The following is a 19,208-nucleotide window of genomic DNA, read 5'->3' on the forward strand; positions in this document are numbered from 1 at the left end:
AACACATGACCCCGGTCGACCCGTCCCGCGAGATGCACCCGACCCGGTGGGGGGACCCCGCGCGGGCCGCCGCCCTCCCCGACTCCGCACAGGGGCTGGTGGACCTCGCCTTCGGCCACCAGGACCGCGCCTCGGCGGACCCGACGGCCGAGGCCGTCATCCTCCCACCGGTGCGCCTGGATGACGAGGCCCTCGACGCCGTCCGGACGATGCTCGGCGCCGAGCACGTGCTCACCGACGCGACCACCCGCCGGCTCCGGACCCGGGGCAAGTCGACCCCCGACCTGCTCAAGGCGCGGATGGGGTGGTTCGAGGAGGCGCCCGACGCCGTCGTCCGCCCGGCCGACGCCGACGAGGTGGCGACCGTCCTCGCCTGGGCGACCGAGCACCGGGTCGCCGTCGTCCCCTTCGGCGGCGGCACCAGCGTGACCGGCGGCCTCGTCGCCGACCTCGCCCCCGGCGGACCCGGCACCCACCTGGTCGCCGCGGTCTCCTTGGACCTGGGCCGGATGCGGCGGCTGCTCGCCGTCGACCCCGTCTCGATGACCGCCACCCTCGAGCCGGGGCTCCGCGGCCCCGAGGCCGAGGCGCTGCTCGGCGCGCACGGCCTCACCCTCGGCCACTTCCCGCAGAGCTTCGAGCACGCCACGATCGGCGGCTTCGCCGCGACCCGCTCCTCGGGGCAGGCCTCGGCCGGCTACGGCCGGTTCGACTCCCTCGTCGTCGGCCTCACCGCCGTCACCCCGACCGGCCCGCTGACCCTCGGCGTCGCCCCGGCCAGCGCCGCCGGCCCCGACCTGCGCCAGCTCGTCCTCGGCTCCGAGGGGACCCTGGGCGTGATCACGTCGGTCACCGTGCGCGTCCGCCGGCGGCCCGAGGCGAGGGTCTACGAGGGCTGGCGCTGGTCGTCGTTCACCGCCGGCACCGAGGCGGTCCGCCGCCTCGTCCAGGCCGGGCTGGCCCCCACCGTGCTCCGCCTCTCCGACGAGGCCGAGACCGGCCTCAATCTCGCCGACCCCGCGGCGGTGGGGGCGGCCAGCGATGGCGACGGCGGTCCCTGCCTCATGGTCGTCGGCCACGAGGGCAGCACCGAGGCCGTGGAGGCCCGCGGCGCTGCGGTGACGACGATGCTCCACCGGCTCGCCGAGGAGCTCGGCGGTGCCCCGGCCGGCCCGGCGCCGGGCGAGAGGTGGGCGCACGGCCGCTTCGACGCGCCGTACCTGCGCGACTCCCTCCTCGACGCCGGCGTCCTGGTGGAGACGCTCGAGACCGCGACCTTCTGGTCCGGGGTGCCGCGGCTCCACGAGGTGGTGCGCGAGGCGCTGACCGAGGCGCTCGGCGAGGGCACCCTGGTGCTCTGCCACGTCTCCCACGTCTACGAGACCGGGGCGTCGCTCTACTTCACCGTGGCCTGCCGCCAGGGGCCCGATCCGCTGACCCAGTGGCACGTCGCCAAGCAGCGCGCCACCTCGGCGATCGTGGCCGCCGGCGGCACCGTCACCCACCACCACGCCGTGGGCCGCGACCACAAGCCGTGGCTGGAGCAGGAGATCGGCTCCGTCGGGGTGGCCGCGCTGCGGGCGGTCAAGGCCGCGCTCGACCCGGCCGGCATCCTCAACCCGGGCGTGCTGGTCCCGTGACCGGCGTCGGCGAGCCGGGGACCCGCGGCTACACCTTCCTGGTCAACCCCGCGGCGGGTGGGGGCGCCGCCCCGGCCGCCACCCTGCCGGTGGCCGCGCTGCTCCGGGAGGCCGGCGCGCGGGTCGAGGTCACGCAGTCGCCGGGCTCGGCGAGCGTCGACGCCCTGGTGGCCGCCGCCGTCGAGCGCGGCGACGTCGTCGTGCCGGTCGGCGGTGACGGGATGCTTCACTGCGTGGTGGGGCCGGTCGCCGACCGCGGGGGCACGCTCGGCATCGTCCCGGTGGGCCGCGGCAACGACTTCGCCCGGATGGTGGGGCTGCCCACCGATCCCGAGGGGGTCGCCGACGTGCTGCTGCGGGCGCCTGCGCGCCCGGTCGACCTGCTGGAGGTCTGCGGCCCCGAGGGTCGGCACGTCGTGGCCGGCTCCGTCTACGCCGGGGTCGACGGCCGGGCCGCCGAGCTGGTCGCCGCGATGCGCCGCGTGCCCGCCCGGCTGCAGTACCCCCTCGCCGCGGTCCGCGCGCTCGCCACCTACACCCCCGCCCACCACGTCGTCCGGGTCGACGGGGAGCGCCACGAGTTCCGGGCCGCCACCGTGGTGGTCGCCAACTCCGGCTACTACGGCAGCGGGATGCTGATCTCGCCCGACGCGGTCGTCGACGACGGCCTGCTCGACGTCGTCGTGATCGAGGCGGCCGGGCGGTGGGGGCTGATCCGCTCGCTGCCGAAGGTGTACGACGGGGGCCACGTCGCGCTGCCCGAGGTCACCGTGCTGCGCGGGGTGCGGGTCGAGGTCGTGACCCAGGCGCGCGCCGGCGGCCCCGGCGTCCCGGTGGGCGGCGACGGCGAGCCGCTCGGCGCCCTGGACGCCGACCACGACCGGCTCGCGGTCGAGGTGCGCCCGGGCGCGCTGCAGCTGCTCAGGCCGGAAGGGTCTCTCAGGCCGGAAGGGTCCAGAGGAGCACCTCGGCCGCGGTGACGGCGGCCACCGCGAGGCCTTCCTCGCCCTCGGCGTCCCAGAGCCGGACGGCGTCGCCGGCCTCGAGCAGCGCCGGCTCGCCGTGGCCGCCCCCGAGGGAGGGCAGCCGCAGCCGCACCGAGCCGGTGGCGACGAAGAGGTGGTGCCGCGGGCTGACCGGCAGGGGGTGCTCGGAGCCGGCCTCCAGGGTGCCGATCCACAGGGTCGCGCCCCTCGTGCCGACCGGCAGCTGACCGCCCTCGCCGGCGACGGCGACCAGCCCGGGGCCGGCGAGGCCCGCCGCGGTGAACCGGGCCGGCGGCTCGCCCGGCTCGTCGGGGCGCAGCCACGACTGGACGAAGCGGGTGGGCTCGGCCGAGGTGTCGGCGTGCTCGGCGTGGGTGATCCCGGTGCCGGCGGACTGCACCTGCACCGTGCCGGCCGGGAGGGTGGAGGCGTGGCCCAGCGAGTCGGTGTGGACCAGCGTCCCGTGCAGCACCCAGGTGACCAGCTCGACGTCGGCGTGCCGGTGCTCCTCGAAGCCGGCGCCCCACGAGAGGTGGTGGTCGTCGTGGGCGACCAGCGGGCCGAAGGAGACGTTCTCGGGGTCGTAGAACTCGCCGAACGAGAACGAGTGGTGGGTGACGCGGTCCGGCAGCCGGGAGGCAAACCTTTCGGATCCGGCGTACACGCTCATCTGCATCCGGATATCGTCGCTGGGTGACCAGTCCCAGCCAACACCGGGGGTCGGGGGAGTACCCCCTGCTGCCCGCCGGGTTCCACTTCGGGACCGCCACCGCCGCCTACCAGCACGAGGGCGCGACCGCCGAGGACGGGCGCGGCCCCAGCGTCTGGGACACCTGGACCCGCGAGCCGGGCCACGTCGCCGACGGCAGCACCGCGGAGGTCGCGGCCGACCACTACCACCGGGTCGCCGAGGACGCCGCCCTGCTCGCCGAGCTGGGTGCGCCCGGCTACCGGTTCTCGATCTCCTGGCCGCGGGTGCTGCCGACCGGGTCGGGCCGCGTCAACGACGCCGGGCTGGACTTCTACGACAAGCTGGTCGACACCCTGCTCGAGCACGGCCTCGCGCCGATGGCAACGCTCTACCACTACGACCTCCCGCAGGGTCTCGAGGACGACGGCGGCTGGCTCAACCGGGCGACCGCCGACCGGTTCGCCGAGTACGCCGCCGTGGTCGGCGAGCGGCTGGCCGACCGGGTGGCGCACTGGGTCCCGGTCAACGACCCCAACGTCGTCACGATGCTCGGCTACGCCGACGGCCGGCACGCGCCGGGCAAGACGCTGCTCTTCGACGCGCTCCCCGTCGCCCACCACCTGCTGCTCGGCCACGGCAAGGCGGCCGCGGCCCTGCGCGCGGCGGGCGCGCGGAGCGTCGGCTGCGCCAACAACCACTCCCCGATCTGGCCGGCCAGCGAGGACGTCGCCGACACCGGGATGAGCAAGGTCTTCGACCAGATGTGGAACGGGCTCTTCCTCGAGCCGATGCTGCTCGGCCGCTACCCGATCGACCTCGCGCCGATGATGGAGGAAGTCGTCGAGCCCGGCGACATGGCGCTGATCCGGCAGCCGCTCGACTTCTACGGCGTCAACTACTACTACCCGCTCCGGGTCGCCGCGGCGCCCGAGGAGCAGGAGAACCCGATCGAGATCGTCGACGTGGTCGGCCACCCGCTGACCGACGCCGGCTCGCCGGTCGTGCCCGAGGCGCTGCGGGAGTGGCTGATCGTCTTCCGCGCCCGGTACCGGGCGGCCCTGCCGCCGATCTTCATCACCGAGTGCGGGGCCGCCTACGACGCGGAGCCCGACGCGGACGGGGTGGTCGACGACCAGGCGCGGATCGACTTCTACGACGCCCACCTGCGCGCCGTCTCCGAGGCCGTCAACCGCGGCGTCGACGTCCGCGCCTTCTACGCGTGGTCGCTGATGGACTGCTTCGAGTGGGCCAAGGGGCTCGAGCACCGCTTCGGCCTGGTGCACGTCGACCACACGACCGGTGTGCGGACGCCGAAGCGCTCCTTCCGCTGGTACGCCGACATGGTGGCCTCGCAGCCCGTCGACCGCTGAGGCCACCGGCCCGCGGGACGGCGGGTCAGGCCGACCTGGTCTCGCCCGCCCGGTCGTCGTAGGCCGCCACGACGTCGCCGTCCAGCGCGAGCCCGACGCGCGCCCGCAGGTCGAGCACCCCCGCGCGGTCGGCCGGGAGCAGGTCCTCGGAGGTGCCGGCCACGACGAGGTCCGCCTGCCGGAGGACCTCGCTGCGATGGGCCCGGGTCGAGGCGGCCGTCGCCGCGTCGCGCAGCAGCCGGAGCAGGGCGACCAGGACGGTCGGCTCCGCGGCGGCGTACCGGCGCAGCGGCCCGCACACCAGGTCGAGGTAGTAGCGCAGGTCCCGACCGGGCAGGACCAGGCGCACCACCTCGTCGTCGTCGGTCCGGGCGCGGGCTCCGAGGTGCCGACCGAGCAGGACGACGGTCAGGTCGCTCAGGTGGCCGAGGGCGTGCACCGCCGTGACCGGGTCGTTGATGCCCGGGGAGAGGGCCCGTCCCGCGATGTCACCGAGCTGGCGGAACCCGAACGCCGCGTCGTGCTCCATGGTGCGCTCGAAGCCGAGCGGCACCGCCCCCCGGACGGCTCGGGCCAGCTCCTCGGCGGTCTCCTCGTCGAGCACCGGCGCCGTCGCGGAGCCGCGGGCCCACAGCCGGGCCAGCGGGTTGCCCGCCACGACCAGGTCGCCCGGCACGACCGTGAGGTGGCAGACGAGGTCGTGGCGTCGGGCGAGGGCGACCAGCCGGGCGTGGTCGACGTAGCGGACGAACCCGCCGTCCCGGGAGGTGACCAGCAGGCCGTCGGTGCCGGGCGCCGGGGGCGGCGGCGGCCCGGCGTCCTCCGGGGCGGGGTGGACCAGCCGGACGGCCGAGGACGTCTCGCCGTGCACCCCGCTCATCACCGCGTCGACCCGCAGCGCGCGGGCGATGTGGGTGATGAAGCCGAGCACGGTGCCCAGCGAGACCAGCCCCATGAAGAACGCGGCCAGCACCGCCAGCGCCGGGGCCTCGTCCCCGAGCCGGAGGTTGCGCAGCACCGTGAGCGCGAGCACGAAGGTGCCGACCAGCACGGCCAGGACCGCCCGGGTGAAGGGGTCGCGGGTGAACTCCCGCAGCAGGCGCGGGGAGAACTGCTGCGAGGCCAGCTGGAGCGCCACCACGGTGAGGGAGAAGGTCAGGGTGGTCACCGTGATCGCCGAGCCGGCGACCACCTGGAGCAGGGAGGACGCGGCGTCGATGTCGACGTCACGGGTCAGGCGGCCGGCGAAGCCGTCGGGGGCGAGGTCCACCTCCACCAGGACGGTCCCGGCCACGAAGGCCGCCAGGCCCGAGACCACGGGCCAGACCCACATCGGGCGCGCCTGTCGCTGGGCGAGGCGGGGGCCCGCACCGGGCAGGCGGGGACGGCGCATGGACACACGGTGCCACACCGCCCCGACCGGGAGCGGCCACTACGCTGGCCCGCATGAGTGCCGAGCCGAACGAGCCCGCCGAGCCGACACAGGCCAGCAGCCCCCGCCGCGTCGTCTACGTCGTCGGCTCCGGACGCAGCGGCACCAGCACGATGGCCGGGACGCTGCGCACCCTCGGGCTGCACGTCCCGCAGCCGGAGGTGGCCGCCGACAGCACCAACCCGAAGGGGTTCGGCGAGCCGCAGTGGCTGGTCGACACCCACGACGAGCTGCTGCGCCGCTCCGGCGTCCAGGTCTCCGACGCCCGGCCGCGCGCCTGGCTCGACGCCGGCACGGTCGGCGCCGACCACGCGGTCCGCGAGCGGGTGGCCGCGTGGCTGGGCGAACAGCTCGACGGGTCCGACGAGCTGGTGCTCAAGGACCCGCGCGCGGCCTGGTTCCTCGGCCTGTGGCGGGGCGCGGCGCAGCGCCACGACGCCACCACGTCCTACGTGACGATGCTGCGGCCGGTGACCGAGGTCGTGGGCTCCAAGCAGAAGTACTACGACGCCCGTCAGGGCGGCGTCACCCGCACCGCGGCCTGGGTCAACATGATGCTCGGCACCGAGCGGGCCACCCGCGGGGAGCAGCGGGCATTCGTCCGGTACGCCGACATGCTGGCCGACTGGACGGTCCCCGTCTTCGCCCTCGGCGAGGCCTTCGACCTGCAGGCGGTCAAGACCGCGATGGCGGCCGACATCGCCGCGGTCCACCGGTTCATCGACCCGTCGCTGCGCCGGGTCACCCTCACCTGGGACGACGTGCCTGTGCCCGCGTCGCTGCGCGAGCTGGCCGACGAGACCTGGCGGGTGCTCGAGGGGCTCGCCGACCCCGGCGGCGACACCCCCGAGGCGCACCGGACCTGCGACGAGCTCCGCACCGCCTACACCCGGATGTACGACGACGCCGAGGCGTTCGCCGCCTCCAGCGTCCTGGCCGCCCGCCGGGAGGGCGTGCGCCAGGGTCGCGACCAGGAGCGCGAGGAGGCCCGCGCGGCGGTCGGGGCGCGGGGCGAGCGGCTCTCGCGGGTGCCGCACCGGGTGCGCGCGCTGGTCCCGCCGACGGCGAGGCGGTCGCTGCGCAAGGCGCTCCAGGGCAAGAGCGCGGGGCGCGAGCAGTGAGCCGCCCGCTCGCCCGGGCGCCCCGCTTGCTCGCCGTCGCCGCCCTGCTCCTGCCGCTGGCCGCCTGCGGCGGGGGCGACCCCGCCGCCGGGGCCGACCGCGAGCTCGAGCCGGGAGACGCGGTCCGGGTCCTCGATGACACCCGGGTGGCCGGGCTCGGGGACGACCCCGCGCTGACGATGGCGCTGCCCACCGGGACGCTCGGCCTCGGGTGGTCCACCGACGCAGACCTGCTCGCCACCGTGACCGCCGACGACGGGGCGTCGCTGACCGCCGCCGACGGCGCCGAGCTGGTCGCGCTCGCCTGGGACGTCGACACCACGCAGACCCAGGTCGACGGGGTCGCCGCCGAGGTCCTCGCCGGCACCGCCCCCCACGAGCTGGTCCTGGTCAGCGGCGACCAGCGCACGACGATCTCGCCCGAGGACGCCGCCGACGGCGAGCGGGCGGTGACCGGGATGGCGGTGGTCGCGGTCGAGGACGCCGACGACCTGGCCCTTGAGGCGACCTTCGACGGGGTGACCCAGACGGTCGGTCCCGGTGCCGAGCAGCGGGACGTGCCCGACGAGGCGGCCCCGCTCTACGAGGAGGCGCCGGCGTTCTCCGGCTCGCTCGACTGCGGGGCCGAGGTCTTCTGCCGGGTCGACGCCGCGTGGCTGCCGTGGGTCTCCGGCGAGGGGTGGGCGGAGCCCGGCACCCTCTGGCCGGTGGTCCGGGTCGAGGGCCGCGTGCCTGGGGCTCGCGGCGAGGTCGAGGTGACGACCACGCTCGACGGCGTGGAGCCCCTGTCCGTGAGCGACCTCGGGGCCGGGGACGGCCGCTGGAACCGGCTGGTGGTCCTGCCGGCCACCGCCCCGGGCGGGTCGACCCTGGCCGTGGAGGCCACCGGTGACGGGGTGGACCCCGTCACCGGTGAGGTGGTGCTGACCCACCCCTGAGCGGGCGGGTCAGGCCGTCTGCCAGGGCTGGTTGATCTGGTTGCTGTCGAGGCTGGTGAAGTCGGGCCACTGGTCGTTCTCGAGGCCCCGGTCGCCCAGCATCGACTGGATGCCGTCCCAGTCTCCGGCCTTGCTGATGTTGACGTCGGCCCAGTAGCTGGCGGTGTCGGTGAGGATCGTCGACGCCCCGCTCGCGGCCGTGGCGATCAGCGAGACGATCACCCCCGCGCCGGCGGTGGCCCAGTTGCCGATGTCGCCGATCTCGGCCGCCTCCTTGGTGATGTCGGCGGCGAGGTCGACCAGGTTCTGCAGCTGCTGGGTCCAGAACTGCACCATCTGGGTCGCGTGGTCGTCGAGCAGCTGGGCGGAGTCGTCCAGGGTCGCGATCACCCCCGCGAGCGCCGCCAGCTGGTTGGTGGAGGTGTTGCCGTAGGCGATGTGGGCCCGGCCGGTCCAGCTCGCCGCGACGTAGGAGTTGGCCGACTCCACCTCGCTCTTCACCTGGCCCAGCACGTCGATCGCCTCGCGGTAGTGGCTGGAGATCGACGCCATCTTGAGCGGGTCGCCGGTCATGCTCCCGATCGACTGGCGGATCGTCGAGGAGGCGGTGCGCCACTCGACGTTGATCTGCTCGGCGCCCTCGTTGAGCCGCCCGATCAGCTCCTCGACGTAGGCCTCGGCGGCCCCGGCCGTGCCGCCGGCGATCGCGCCGGGAACGCCTCCGGTGACCAGGCCCTTCGCCGCGCCCTTGATGCCGCCCCAGACGCCGCTCGGCGCCGCGGAGAGCGAGGCGATGGCGATGTTGAAGGCGTTGGTCGACTCTTCCAGGAACTTGTTGATCGCCTCCTCGACGGCGTCGATGGCGTCGTCGATCTGGGTGAGGAAGACCTCGGGGTCCTTGCTCGCGTCGGTCACTCGCCCGCCCTCCGCTCCAGCGTCCGGAACGGGGTCCCCTGCGAGGTGTCGGTCCCGGAGTAGTCGTTGGCCGTCTCGACGAGCCCGTCGGCGAGCAGGCCGGTGATGGCCGCCCCGTCGCCGCAGGCGTTGACCACGATCCGGTTGGCCAGCATGTGCAGGCGGCCGGCCGTGAACAGCGTGTCGTGCATCCCGAAGAGGCCGGGGTAGCCCCAGCCCTCCTGAGTCAGGTTCCACGCCTTGCTCAGGGCCTTGGAGACGTCGTCCCAGGCGCCGGCCGCGTTGACCAGGTCCTGCGCCTCGACGGCGTACCCGCCTCTGGGGGCGTGCGCCTGGCCGTGCCCGCCGGGCGCGCCGACCTCGGGCTTCTGCGGTGGGAGGAAGGGCCCGTAGTAGCTCCCCTGGTCCTGCGTCATCGGAAGGTGACCTCCTGGTCGGTGTCGGAGCGGCGCGCGGCGTCGGCGAAGGCCTCGCGCAGGGCGTGCCGCAGGAGGGTGGTGTCGGCCGAGGCGAGGAAGGCGTGGTCGACCGCCAGCTCCTCGAGGCCCCGGAGGAGGGACATCGTGACCCGAACCTCGTTCTCGCGGGAGACCCCGGTCCAGCGGCGGCCCCAGCGCTCGTCGGTCGCGTAGCCGGACGGCGCGACGGGATGGGTGGGGATCTCCACGGGCGGGCTCGGCTCGACCCGCGGCGGGGTCAGCGTGGTCCGGCCTGCCAGGAGATCAGCGGCCCGCTGCCGGCCCATCGCCGACAGGGTCCGGAGCCGGGAGTTCTCCAGCAGGTGCATGGCGGCGGCGGCGTCGAGCGCCCGGCGCACGGCCAGCTCCAGGCCCTGGGCGTCGCTCACGCCCAGGCCTCCCTCGGGGACCTGAACGTCGACGACCCAGCCGGTCGCGTCGACGGTCAGCGTCAGTCCGGTCTCGTCGTCCGCTCCCTCGACGTCCACGGTGCTGGCGAACCACGAGTCGCCCCGCAGATGTCGCAGCGCGTCCATCCGTGCGTGCATGCCTACTGCCGGCATGGTGTCCCTCTCTTCTGCTCGCTCTGTCGTCGTGCCGCAGTGACCCTTCCCCAGTCAGCGCGATCCCAATCCTTCACACGGTTATAGGGTGCACCGCATGCCAGCGCGCGCCGACGTCCCGTGCCTCGAGGGGATGGCCGACTTCGACGTGACCTGGCCCTGGTCCGCCGGCGTGCCGCTCGAGCCCGGGCTGACCTGCGTCTTCCGGGTGCGCAACGAGGCGCGCAACCTGCCCTGGGTGCTGCCGCCGATCCTGGCCGCGGTGCAGCACGTGCTGCTGGTCGACAACGGCTCCGATGACGGCACCGCCGACGTCGCCCGCAGGGTCGCGGCCGAGCAGGGCGCGGCCGACCGGCTCACGGTGCTCGACTACCCGCACCGGGTGGCGCGCGCCGGCGGCGAGCACCTCGCCACGCCCGCCACCTCGGTGCACTCGCTGACACACTTCTACAACTGGTCGTTCAGCCACGTCCGCACCGCCTACTCGATGAAGTGGGACGGCGACATGGTGCTGACGCCCGAGGGGTCGCGGATCCTCGCCGACCTCTCCTGGCAGCTCGAGGCGACGAAGGCGATCGTCGCGATGCCGCGCCACCCGCTCACCGTGGTCGACGACTCGACCGGCTGGCTCGACCTGAGCCTGCGCTTCCTCGAGCCGTGGGTCTACCCGATGGGCCCGGAGTTCACCTTCGTCAAGGCCTTCGACTGGGAGCTGCGCGAGTTCCCCGACGACGTCGAGCGCGTCGTGCTGCCGCAGGGCCTGGTCGTCGAGGTGAAGTGGCTGGACGCCGACGAGTACGCCCACTGGCGCACCGAGGGCGTCGACTTCACCCACACCCGGCTCTACCGCAAGCTGCGCGAGTTCGAGGTCGACCGGGCGATCCGGGAGGGTCGCGCCGAGGAGCTGGGCGGGCTGACGAAGGTGGTGGCGCCGCCCGGCGTGCACGTCATCGACCACGTGACCCAGACTTGGCTGCGCCAGGCGCCCCGGCCCCTGGTCAGGCACAGCCTCCCCAGCTCCCTCCGGGAGCGGTCGCCGCGCGAGAGGACCCCCCGCTGATGCACTCCCTCGACTCCTTCTTCGCCAACTCCCCGGCCCCCGTGCTGGTGGTGGCGGGCGACGACCCCGTGGTGGCGGCGCTGCCGACCGGGTTCGAGGGGTCGCTGCTCGCGCTCTCGCAGGTCGAGCCGGGCAAGCCGGTCAAGCGCGGCTGGAAGACGGTGCTGCTGGTCGTCTCCGACCGGGCCGCGCTGCGGCGGGCCGCCTCGCTGGTGCCGCGGCTGGGCCAGTGCCGCACCGTCGGGGTGTGGCTCACCGAGGCCTGCGCCCCGCTGCTGCTGCACCCGCGCGGCGAGTGGCCCCTGATGACCAGCCTGCACGCGCGGCCGCTGCACGGGCCCAAGGGCGAGCAGGACCCCGCGGGCTTCCTCACCGTCGCCCGGTTCGCCGAGCCGGTCGGCGCCCACCTCGTGCTCGCCGAGATGGCCCGCCAGGCCGTGCCCGCCGCCGACACCGCCCACCACGGTCTCGTGCTCGCGTACGCCGGCCGCCCGCCCGCGGCGGGGCTCGACCCGCGGGCGCTCCACCTCGCCGACGCGGCCGACGCCGGCGACCCGTCCCGGGACGTGCCGCCCGACGTCGTCCTGGCCGAGGGCGAGGCGGGCGCGGCCCCCGAGTCGCACCACGTCGTCGACCGGGCGCCCGCCGTGGTCCGCGCGCGGGCCCTGGACCCGGTCGACGAGCTGGTCTTCAACCCGATCGGCTGGCGCAAGACCTGGGAGAAGCCGCCTGTCGACCTCTTCGACCTGGCCCCCGGTCCCGCCGGCGTCACCGAGGCCGTCGTGGCAGCTGCGCGCGCCCACCAGGGGGTCAGGGTCGACCTGGCCCGCGACGACGCCGCGCAGGTGCTGCGGCTGGCGATGGCCGGCGTCCCGCTGGTCGCCACCGGCCAGCAGCCGCACGACGCCCCCCAGCTCGCCCCGGTGCTCCGGGCCACCCTCGACGGCGCCGGCGACCTCGACGACCCGCTCGCCCGCGAGGAGCACGCCCTGCGGGTCCGCCGCGCCGCCTTCGACGCCCACTCCACCCTCGTCTGGCGGGCCGGCCTGAGGGCAGCCGCCGGGCTCGACCCGGTGGGTCGGGCGCTGCCCCCGGTCAGCGTCCTGCTCGCCACCCGCCGCCCCCAGCAGCTCGCCTTCGCCCTCGACCAGGTCCGCCGGCAGCGCGGTGCCGAGGTCGAGCTGGTGCTGGCCACCCACGGCTTCACCCCCGACGAGGGCGAGGTGCGCGCGGCGCTGGGCGACGAGGTACCCGTGACCGTGCGGCCCCTCGGCGAGGAGACGTTCTTCGGCGACGTGCTCGACGCCGCGGCCGCGGCGGCGTCGACCCAGCTGCTGCTCAAGGTCGACGACGACGACTGGTACTCGCCCAACTTCGTCCACGACCTGCTGATGGCCCGCCGCTTCTCCGGCGCCGACGTGGTCGGGATGCCGAGCGAGTTCGTCCACCTGGAGGAGCAGGACGTCACGGTCCGACGCAACCACCCCTCCGAGCTCTTCAACCGGTTCGTCGCCGGCGGCACCACCCTCCTCGGCCGCGACCTGCTCGACGACCTCGGCGGCTTCCGGCGGGTGCGGCGGTTCGTCGACACCCAGCTGCTCAGCGGGGTGGAGGCGGCAGGGGGCCGGATCTACCGGACCCACGGGCTGGGCTACGTGCTGCGGCGCACCGGCGACGGCCACACCTGGACGCGGGACGCCGACGAGTTCCGCCGTCCCGAGATCATCGACACCGAGTGGCCCGGCTTCCGGCCCAGCAGCGAGCTCGAGGCGGGCGACGGGCCGGGCGACAGGCCGGGGGACGGGGGAGCCGGCTGATGCCCCGGCAGCCCGTCGTCCGGCACAACGACTACCGCTCCCTGCAGCCCCCGGCGCTGGGGGAGTGGGAGCCGCGCCTGTCGGTCTCGGTGGTCGTGCCGGCCTACAACTACCACCGCACGCTGCCCTACGTGCTGGCCGGCCTGGCCGGCCAGAGCTATCCGGCCCACCTGCTCGAGGTGGTCGTGGTCGACGACCAGTCGACCCCGCCGATGGAGCTGCCCGAGGTGCGGCCGGAGAACACCCGCCTGCTGCGGGTGGAGTCCGGCTGGGGCCGTGCCAACGCCTGCCACCTGGGCGCGCAGGCCAGCGACGGCGACGTCCTGCACTGGTACGACGCCGACATGCTCCCCTACCGCGAGGAGGTGGAGGCGCACCTGCGCTGGCACCACCTCGTCGACTACGCCGTCCCCGGCGGCGACAAGCGGTTCGTCGACCCCGAGTGGGTGCTGGCGCTCGACCCCGCCGAGGTCCGCGACCGGGTGGCGGCGGGCGAGGCCGGCGACTTCTTCCCGGGCGTGCCCCACGAGGAGCACAAGTGGGTGGAGGGCTACTGGCGCCGCACCGACGACCTGACGCTGGCCGGACCCCGCGCGCAGCGGGTGCACATCGGGATGACCGGCTCGGTGACCCGCGACCTCTACCGCGCCTCCCGCGGCTTCGACCCGATGCTGCGGCTGGGCGAGGACATGGCGCTCGGCCACGAGCTCGCCCAGGTCGGCGGCGTCTTCGTCGTCGAGCGCGAGGCCCGCTCCTGGCACCTCGGCCGCTCCCAGGTGCTGCGCCGGGCCGACCAGGTCAACCGCTACAACGACCCCTACCTCGCCAACCTCGTGCCGGCGATGCGGCCCAAGCGGCGCAAGCACGGGCGCAGCTACGAGGTGCCGTACGTCGAGGTCGTGGTGCCGGTGGCCGACCGGCTCACCGACCCGACCGTGGAGCAGGCCGCCGACGAGGTCGTCGCCTGCGTCGACGCCCTGCTCGACGCCGAGTTCAGCGACCTGCGGGTGCTGCTCGTCGGGCCGTGGGGCCGGGTCCACGAGGAGCGCACCCAGCCGGTCGAGGACCCGACGCTGGAGCTGCGGATCGTGCACCGCTCCTACCGCGGCGAGCCGCGGGTGCGGCTGGTCGAGGCGATGCCGCCCTGCACCCCCGACGCGACCGACGCGGAGTTCCGCGTCGTCCTCCCCGACACCTCGCACGCCCCGCTGCCGCACGCCCTGCAGGGGCTGCTCGACGACCTCGAGCGGACCCACCACGGCCGCCGCACGGTCGTCTACCCCGGGGGCGCCGAGGCCCGCCTCGAGCGGATCGCCGCCGTGGCCCGGGTCGAGCGGGTCGCCCAGGTCGGCGACGACCGCGACGCGCTGATGGAGCAGGCCTTCGGGACGGGCACGTACGCCGCCGCCGAGGTCGGCTTCGTGCCGACCGAGGAGCGCGAGCTGCCGCGGTTCGTGCTCAAGCCCAAGCCCGCGATGGAGCCCGAGGAGTCGCGCGCGATCCTGCTGGGCGAGGAGCCGGCGCCGGCCGGCGCCGAAGCCGACCCCGGGCGCAAGCCCTGGTGGCGCCGCTGAGTGGTTTCACCCGCGGCGGAGAGCGACCACCACCGCGAGGTGGTCGCTCGCGGCGAGCCGGTGCAGGCTCGCCTCGCCCACCGGCACGAGGCCGTCGACGAGCACGTGGTCGAGCCGGCCGACCGGGCGGCGGGCGGGGTACGTCGGCCCGGTCGGCACCCGCCGCAGGCCGGCGCCGCGGACCAGACGCTCCACGACGGGTGCCGGAAGGTTGAGGTCGCCGGCGAGCACGAGCGGCCGGGGCAGGCCGCGGGCCCAGGCGACGAGCTCGCGCAGCTGGCCGGCCGCGCGCCACGGCACGAACGAGAGGTGCGTCGTCACCACGGTGACCGCGCCACCGGGTGCCTCGACGCGGGCAGCGAGCGCGACGCGCTGCTCGTCGGGCACCACGACCAGTGGCTCGTCGGTCCACGAGGGCCGCGGCACGGGCACCTTCACCGCGGAGGGTGCCATCCGCAGCTCGTGCCACTCCGTCACCGGGTGCCGGCTCAGCAGCGCGACCCCGTACGACGGCTCCGCGAGGCGGGTCGCCGGCGCCGAGCGCATGGTCGTGATGTCGCCGGGGGTCCCGTGGACGGCGGCGGCGAACCGGGAGTGCCAGGCGTCCCCGCCGCCGCTCAGCGCCTCCCGCAGGAGCGCCGTCTGGTCGACACCGCCCGAGCGCGGCAGCAGGTGGTCGACCTCCTGCGCGGCCACCACGTCGACCGCCAGCGTGGCCGCGTCCGCGGCCCAGTCGGTCAGGTCGGGGGTGCTGGGCGCCCCGGGCCGGCCGTCGCGGCCCGAGGCCGCGTTGCCGGTCGCCAGAGCGAGCGTGGAACCCACGGTCATGCCTCGACGTACCCCCTGACGCGACTCCATGTACGGCGGGCGCGGCAACGACATGCTGGTGGGAGGCCCTGACCCAGGGCTGACCTAGGACCGCGCGGCCCGGGCCAACCGCCCGGCGTCGCGCAGCGTCGCCCAGACGGCCAGCAGCGGCGCGACGGTGAACAGGGTCCACGGCAGCTCACCCACGACGAGACCCGCGCCGGTCACCAGCACCCCGAACGCGGCGAGGGCCCGGAGCGCCCGGGACAGCGCCCTGGTGCCGTGGGCGCCCGTCGCCACGAGCGGGACCAGCGCCGTGATCCCGAGGCCCGTCGAGAGGATCGCCACGGCCGTCGGGACGAAGACCCCGACGACGTCGGACGGCTGGTCGCGTCGGAAGAGGAACAGGAGCCCCAGCGCGAACAGCCCGACGCCGATCCCGAGGCCGACGAGCCCCCCGCGCAGGACCTCGCGCCGCGTCATCACCCGCTCGTCGTCCCCCATGGCGTGAGCCTCGCACGCTGGCCGCCCACGGACGGCTCAGTCCCGCGGGCGGAGACTCGCGCGCGGCGTGGGGTGTGGGCAGACCCCGACATCCTCGAACACCTGCGCGGCGCCCGACCTCCTCCCTAGGGTGAGGCATCGTGAGCCACGCCCCCGCGCGCCGTCCTGCCCGGCGACAGTCCCGGAGGGTGGGCGGAGCCTCGGCCGTCCTGCTCGCCGTCCTGCCGCTGCTCGCCCTGCTCGTCGGACTGCCCGCGCCGGCCCAGGCAGCCGCCGTACGGGTCCTGACCCTGACGGGCGTGACGTTCGAGGACGGGGGCCGGGCGGAGGGCACGGTGACGGTCGAGGCCGCCGGACTCACGCCTCTGTCCGCCGACATCATCGTCACGGGCGGCGACACCGGCACGTTCGGCTCGAGCCACACCTACGACACCGACGCCGGCTACGCGACGGGCTGGGCGGACAACCTCGGCGCGATCTGGGTGGGAACGCCGGACGGCTCCCGCTCGATCCGCTTCGAGGTGGGGCGAGCGGAGCTGAGCGCGGCCGGCCCCGGCGACCTCCTCTCCCTCGCCACCGACCAGACGGGCGAGTGCCTCGGCATGTGCGACACCTATCGCCGGGCGGTGGCCGGCGGCTCCCTGGCCGTCGCCGCAGAACTGCCGGAGACGACGATCAGCGTCGCGCCGCCAGCCCTGGTCAACGACCCCGACGCGACCTGGGAGTTCACGGGGTCGGAGCAGGCAACCGGGTTCGAGTGCTCCCTCGACGGCAGCCCCTGGGCCTCGTGCTCCTCGCCGCACACCCGGACCCTGCCGCAGAACGCCACCTCCACGCTCCGCGTCCGCGCGGTCGACCCGTGGGGCCGGCCCGACCCCACGCCGGTCGACTCCACGGTCACGGTCGACACGGTCCCGCCGGACACGCGGATCCTCACGGCCCCCGCCAACGGCTCGTCCGTGAACAGCGCGTCGGCGACCTTCGTGATGGGCAACCCGGACGGCGAGCCCGTCACCTACGAGTGCAGCCTCGACGGGGCGGCGTTCGCCGCCTGCGCGAAGACCACCCTCTACACCGGCCTGACGGAGGGCGCACACACCTTCGCGGTCCGCGCCGTCGACCTGGCGGGCAACCGTGACCCGGTCCCCTCCACCCGGGAGTGGACCGTCGACCTCACCCCGCCGTCCGTCACGTTCACCGCGGGTCCGTCCGAGGGCGCCCTCGTCACCTCGACCGACGCGGACCTGGCGTTCTCCGGGGACGCCGACGTGGCGTCGTACGAGTGCCGGGTCGACGGCGGCGCGTGGGCGCCGTGCGCGAGCCCGGTCGCGCTGACGGGTCTGGCCGACGGGGACCACACCCTCGAGGTGCGGGCCGTCGACCTCGCCGGGAACGCCGGCGCGGCCGTGTCGCGGTCGTGGACCGTCGACGCCACCGCACCGACCCTGACCGTGGTGCCCGCCGCCGGACAGCCCGACCCGGTCACCGGGGAGCGGGTCGCCTTCGTGGTCTCCGCCGACGAGCCGGTCTCCGCGCCGCGGGTCGAGGACGTCGTCCCCACCGGTGCCGCGGGCGCCACCGCCGTCACCGTCGCGCGGACCGATGACCGGAGCTTCCGGGTCACCGTCACCGGGATGACACAGACCGGCACCCTGGGGATCCGGGTCGCTGGAGGGGCGGTGCGCGACGAGGCCGGCAACGGCAGCGCGCGCGCCGACTCGACGCTGGTGTCCTGGCAGGCCCCCGCGAAGCCCGAGGAGCCGAAGCCCGAGCCGAAGCCCCAGCCGACGCCCCAGCCGACGCCCCAGCCGACGCCCCAGCCGACGCAGCCCGTCCCGCCCACCCGGACCCCGCGGCCGGCACTCGTGCCGGTCTTCGACCAGTCCTGCCGCGGCGACGTCGCCCGCCTGGCCGTGCGGCTCGACGACCTCGAGGGTGCGACGCTGACCGTGAGGTCGGGGAGCCGGCGGCTGCTGCCGACGTCGCGGGTCGAGGTGACCCGCGACGGCGACCGCGCCGTCCTGACCCTGCGCCCCCGGGCCGGGACGTCGGGAAGCGCCAGGGTCGTGCTGACGGCGACCGGGCCGACGGGCGAGGCGTCCTGGACGGTCCGCCTCCGGGTGGGCACCGCGCGCGCCGACCGGCTGGTCGGCGGCAAGGGGACCGACGTGCTGATGGGCCGCGGCGGCGACGACCGGCTCGAGGGCCACGCCGGCAAGGACCTGCTCTGCGGCGGTGCCGGGGACGACGTCCTCGTCGGCGGCTGGGGACGCGACACCCTGCTCGGTCAGCGGGGTGACGACTTCCTGGTCGGAGACGAGGATCGGGACCGGTTCGTGGGCGGACGCGGGCGGGACCGCATCGTGGCGGCGACCCGCTAGACCGGGGCGGGCTCGGTCTCCGGCGGGTCGGGGATGGTGCCCGGGTCCTCGCCCGGCATGGGGGCGCCGGGATCCGGGGTGATCGCCGGGTCGCCGCTGGGGACGACCTCGGGGTCGGGCTGGGGCTCGAGCGGTGTCGTGGTCATGCCGACCTGTACCCGGTCGGGGCGTCGCGGAACCGCCGGCGGCCCCGGCTCAGTCGTCGGGAGGGTCGCCCGCGGCGTACATCTCGTTGGTGCTGTCCACGACCTCCTGCGCGATCACCCGCAGCTTGACGTTGCTGTTCTGGGAGACGCGGACGAGGAACTGGAAGGCGCGGTCGTCGTCGATCCGGTAGCGCTCGGTGACGATGCCGACCGCCTGGCCGATCATCTTGCGCGTCGCGACCGCCTCGTTGAGCTGGTCCTCGACCCGCACCCGGCCCAGGGCGATCGCGGCGTGGGTCGCGAAGAGCTCGGCGAGGTGGACGTCGTCGGGGTCGACCGTCGCGGCGGTCGAGGAGCAGAGGGTGAGCACCCCGAGGGTCTCCTCCTCGGTGTAGAGCAGCAGCGAGAGCTGGGCGCAGACCCCGCGCCGCGTGGCCTCCGCCGAGTAGCGGGGCCAGCGCCCGTCCCCGCCGCCCCGCTCCACCACGACCACCCGCTGCTGCTCGATCGCCTCGAAGCTCGGGCCCTCGCCCAGCTCCTGCTGCAGCGCGTCGAGCTCCCAGACGATCTGGTCGGTCCCGCTCACGGTCTCGATCCCGCCCTGCCGGTGCCGGATGGAGATTCCGGCGTGGTCGAACGTCGGCAGGGCGAGCACCACGGTCTGCACGATCGAGTCGAGCGTCTCCTCGACGGACCGGGCGACGTCGAGCTTCCTCGCGGCCTCGGCCAGGGCGGCGGCGACGTCGTGCTGTCGGCTCACGGAGGCTCCTTGGGCGCACGTGCCCGGCGCAGGACTGCGCTGCGC

The 19,208-nt window shown here is 75.3% G+C and carries 18 protein-coding genes; 9 read left to right on the forward strand and 9 right to left on the reverse strand.

Going from position 1 to position 19,208, the window contains the following annotated elements; genetic code table 11:
• Positions 1-5: 5 nt before the first annotated feature.
• Positions 6-1,640: an FAD-binding oxidoreductase gene (locus tag DNK53_RS04210; protein WP_239456345.1), complete on the forward strand. Its 1,635-nt coding sequence runs from the start codon at positions 6-8 to the stop codon at positions 1,638-1,640.
• A complete protein-coding gene (locus tag DNK53_RS04215) occupies positions 1,637-2,620 on the forward strand; it encodes a diacylglycerol/lipid kinase family protein (RefSeq protein WP_110180993.1) in 984 nt (327 codons plus the stop codon). The genes DNK53_RS04210 and DNK53_RS04215 overlap by 4 nt, the downstream gene beginning before the upstream one ends.
• Here DNK53_RS04215 and DNK53_RS04220 read toward each other — a convergent pair.
• On the reverse strand, positions 2,580-3,302 hold the full coding sequence (locus tag DNK53_RS04220) for a pirin family protein (protein ID WP_110180994.1): 723 nt from the start codon (positions 3,300-3,302) through the stop codon (positions 2,580-2,582). The two genes, DNK53_RS04215 and DNK53_RS04220, sit on opposite strands and share 41 nt — an antisense overlap.
• 17 nt (positions 3,303-3,319) lie before the next feature.
• On the opposite strand from DNK53_RS04220, the gene DNK53_RS04225 reads away from it, so the two are divergent.
• The gene (locus DNK53_RS04225) at positions 3,320-4,687 is read left to right on the forward strand and encodes a GH1 family beta-glucosidase (protein WP_204163732.1); all 1,368 of its coding nucleotides are present in this window, start codon (positions 3,320-3,322) and stop codon (positions 4,685-4,687) included.
• 25 nt (positions 4,688-4,712) lie between these two features.
• On the opposite strand, the gene DNK53_RS04230 is transcribed toward DNK53_RS04225, so the two are convergent.
• Positions 4,713-6,080: a DUF2254 domain-containing protein gene (locus DNK53_RS04230; protein ID WP_110180995.1), complete on the reverse strand. Its 1,368-nt coding sequence runs from the start codon at positions 6,078-6,080 to the stop codon at positions 4,713-4,715.
• 53 nt (positions 6,081-6,133) lie between these two features.
• On the opposite strand from DNK53_RS04230, the gene DNK53_RS04235 reads away from it, so the two are divergent.
• Together DNK53_RS04235 and DNK53_RS04240 are read left to right on the forward strand one after the other, a co-directional pair.
• A complete protein-coding gene (locus DNK53_RS04235) occupies positions 6,134-7,240 on the forward strand; it encodes a sulfotransferase family protein (protein WP_110180996.1) in 1,107 nt (368 codons plus the stop codon).
• Complete coding sequence (locus tag DNK53_RS04240) at positions 7,237-8,178, forward strand: hypothetical protein (RefSeq protein WP_110180997.1); 942 nt, start codon at positions 7,237-7,239, stop codon at positions 8,176-8,178. Before DNK53_RS04235 ends, DNK53_RS04240 begins: the two co-directional genes overlap by 4 nt.
• 9 nt (positions 8,179-8,187) lie before the next feature.
• On the opposite strand, the gene DNK53_RS04245 is transcribed toward DNK53_RS04240, so the two are convergent.
• Genes DNK53_RS04245 through DNK53_RS04255 form a run of 3 tightly spaced genes read right to left on the reverse strand, consistent with a single transcriptional unit; the run spans position 8,188 to position 10,114 of the window.
• On the reverse strand, positions 8,188-9,093 hold the full coding sequence (locus DNK53_RS04245; protein ID WP_110180998.1) for a hypothetical protein: 906 nt from the start codon (positions 9,091-9,093) through the stop codon (positions 8,188-8,190).
• A complete protein-coding gene (locus tag DNK53_RS04250; RefSeq protein ID WP_110180999.1) occupies positions 9,090-9,509 on the reverse strand; it encodes a hypothetical protein in 420 nt (139 codons plus the stop codon). The genes DNK53_RS04245 and DNK53_RS04250 overlap by 4 nt, the downstream gene beginning before the upstream one ends.
• Positions 9,506-10,114: a hypothetical protein gene (locus tag DNK53_RS04255; protein WP_162599770.1), complete on the reverse strand. Its 609-nt coding sequence runs from the start codon at positions 10,112-10,114 to the stop codon at positions 9,506-9,508. Before DNK53_RS04255 ends, DNK53_RS04250 begins: the two co-directional genes overlap by 4 nt.
• Before the next feature lie 97 nt (positions 10,115-10,211).
• Here DNK53_RS04255 and DNK53_RS04260 point away from each other — a divergent pair, with 97 nt between their 5' ends.
• Genes DNK53_RS04260 through DNK53_RS04270 form a run of 3 tightly spaced genes read left to right on the forward strand, consistent with a single transcriptional unit; the run spans position 10,212 to position 14,565 of the window.
• Positions 10,212-11,174 carry a glycosyltransferase family 2 protein gene (locus DNK53_RS04260; protein ID WP_110181001.1) on the forward strand — a complete coding sequence of 321 codons (963 nt, stop codon included), beginning with the start codon at positions 10,212-10,214 and terminating at the stop codon, positions 11,172-11,174.
• Positions 11,174-12,991 carry a glycosyltransferase gene (locus DNK53_RS04265; RefSeq protein WP_110181002.1) on the forward strand — a complete coding sequence of 606 codons (1,818 nt, stop codon included), beginning with the start codon at positions 11,174-11,176 and terminating at the stop codon, positions 12,989-12,991. Before DNK53_RS04260 ends, DNK53_RS04265 begins: the two co-directional genes overlap by 1 nt.
• The gene (locus tag DNK53_RS04270) at positions 12,991-14,565 is read left to right on the forward strand and encodes a glycosyltransferase family 2 protein (RefSeq protein WP_110181003.1); all 1,575 of its coding nucleotides are present in this window, start codon (positions 12,991-12,993) and stop codon (positions 14,563-14,565) included. The genes DNK53_RS04265 and DNK53_RS04270 overlap by 1 nt, the downstream gene beginning before the upstream one ends.
• A 6-nt stretch (positions 14,566-14,571) precedes the next feature.
• Here the strand turns inward: DNK53_RS04270 and DNK53_RS04275 are convergent, their stop codons facing one another.
• Positions 14,572-15,393 carry an endonuclease/exonuclease/phosphatase family protein gene (locus DNK53_RS04275; protein ID WP_162599771.1) on the reverse strand — a complete coding sequence of 274 codons (822 nt, stop codon included), beginning with the start codon at positions 15,391-15,393 and terminating at the stop codon, positions 14,572-14,574.
• A gap of 84 nt (positions 15,394-15,477) precedes the next feature.
• Positions 15,478-15,876, reverse strand: a complete 399-nt coding sequence (locus DNK53_RS04280; protein ID WP_110181005.1) for a hypothetical protein — start codon at positions 15,874-15,876, stop codon at positions 15,478-15,480.
• 140 nt (positions 15,877-16,016) lie between these two features.
• Here DNK53_RS04280 and DNK53_RS04285 point away from each other — a divergent pair, with 140 nt between their 5' ends.
• Entirely contained in the window at positions 16,017-18,257 is a 2,241-nt protein-coding gene (locus tag DNK53_RS04285; RefSeq protein ID WP_162599772.1) for a hypothetical protein, read from the forward strand.
• Here DNK53_RS04285 and DNK53_RS04290 read toward each other — a convergent pair.
• A complete protein-coding gene (locus DNK53_RS04290) occupies positions 18,254-18,403 on the reverse strand; it encodes a hypothetical protein (RefSeq protein ID WP_204163733.1) in 150 nt (49 codons plus the stop codon). The genes DNK53_RS04285 and DNK53_RS04290 overlap by 4 nt on opposite strands.
• 49 nt (positions 18,404-18,452) lie before the next feature.
• The gene (locus DNK53_RS04295) at positions 18,453-19,163 is read right to left on the reverse strand and encodes a GAF and ANTAR domain-containing protein (RefSeq protein ID WP_110181007.1); all 711 of its coding nucleotides are present in this window, start codon (positions 19,161-19,163) and stop codon (positions 18,453-18,455) included.
• Between the last annotated feature and the right edge of the window lie 45 nt (positions 19,164-19,208).

Source organism: Nocardioides solisilvae (genome assembly GCF_003194625.1).
In the GTDB taxonomy this organism is placed as follows: domain Bacteria; phylum Actinomycetota; class Actinomycetes; order Propionibacteriales; family Nocardioidaceae; genus Nocardioides; species Nocardioides solisilvae.

Coding starts and splice junctions, on each gene's coding strand:
- DNK53_RS04210 (WP_239456345.1), top strand. CDS start 6: ATGACCCCGGTCGACCCGTCCCGCGAGATGCACCCGACCCGGTGGGGG.
- DNK53_RS04220 (WP_110180994.1), bottom strand. CDS start 3,302: ATGCAGATGAGCGTGTACGCCGGATCCGAAAGGTTTGCCTCCCGGCTG.
- DNK53_RS04230 (WP_110180995.1), bottom strand. CDS start 6,080: ATGCGCCGTCCCCGCCTGCCCGGTGCGGGCCCCCGCCTCGCCCAGCGA.
- DNK53_RS04235 (WP_110180996.1), top strand. CDS start 6,134: ATGAGTGCCGAGCCGAACGAGCCCGCCGAGCCGACACAGGCCAGCAGC.
- DNK53_RS04250 (WP_110180999.1), bottom strand. CDS start 9,509: ATGACGCAGGACCAGGGGAGCTACTACGGGCCCTTCCTCCCACCGCAG.
- DNK53_RS04255 (WP_162599770.1), bottom strand. CDS start 10,114: ATGCCGGCAGTAGGCATGCACGCACGGATGGACGCGCTGCGACATCTG.
- DNK53_RS04260 (WP_110181001.1), top strand. CDS start 10,212: ATGCCAGCGCGCGCCGACGTCCCGTGCCTCGAGGGGATGGCCGACTTC.
- DNK53_RS04265 (WP_110181002.1), top strand. CDS start 11,174: ATGCACTCCCTCGACTCCTTCTTCGCCAACTCCCCGGCCCCCGTGCTG.
- DNK53_RS04270 (WP_110181003.1), top strand. CDS start 12,991: ATGCCCCGGCAGCCCGTCGTCCGGCACAACGACTACCGCTCCCTGCAG.
- DNK53_RS04275 (WP_162599771.1), bottom strand. CDS start 15,393: ATGACCGTGGGTTCCACGCTCGCTCTGGCGACCGGCAACGCGGCCTCG.
- DNK53_RS04280 (WP_110181005.1), bottom strand. CDS start 15,876: ATGGGGGACGACGAGCGGGTGATGACGCGGCGCGAGGTCCTGCGCGGG.
- DNK53_RS04290 (WP_204163733.1), bottom strand. CDS start 18,403: ATGACCACGACACCGCTCGAGCCCCAGCCCGACCCCGAGGTCGTCCCC.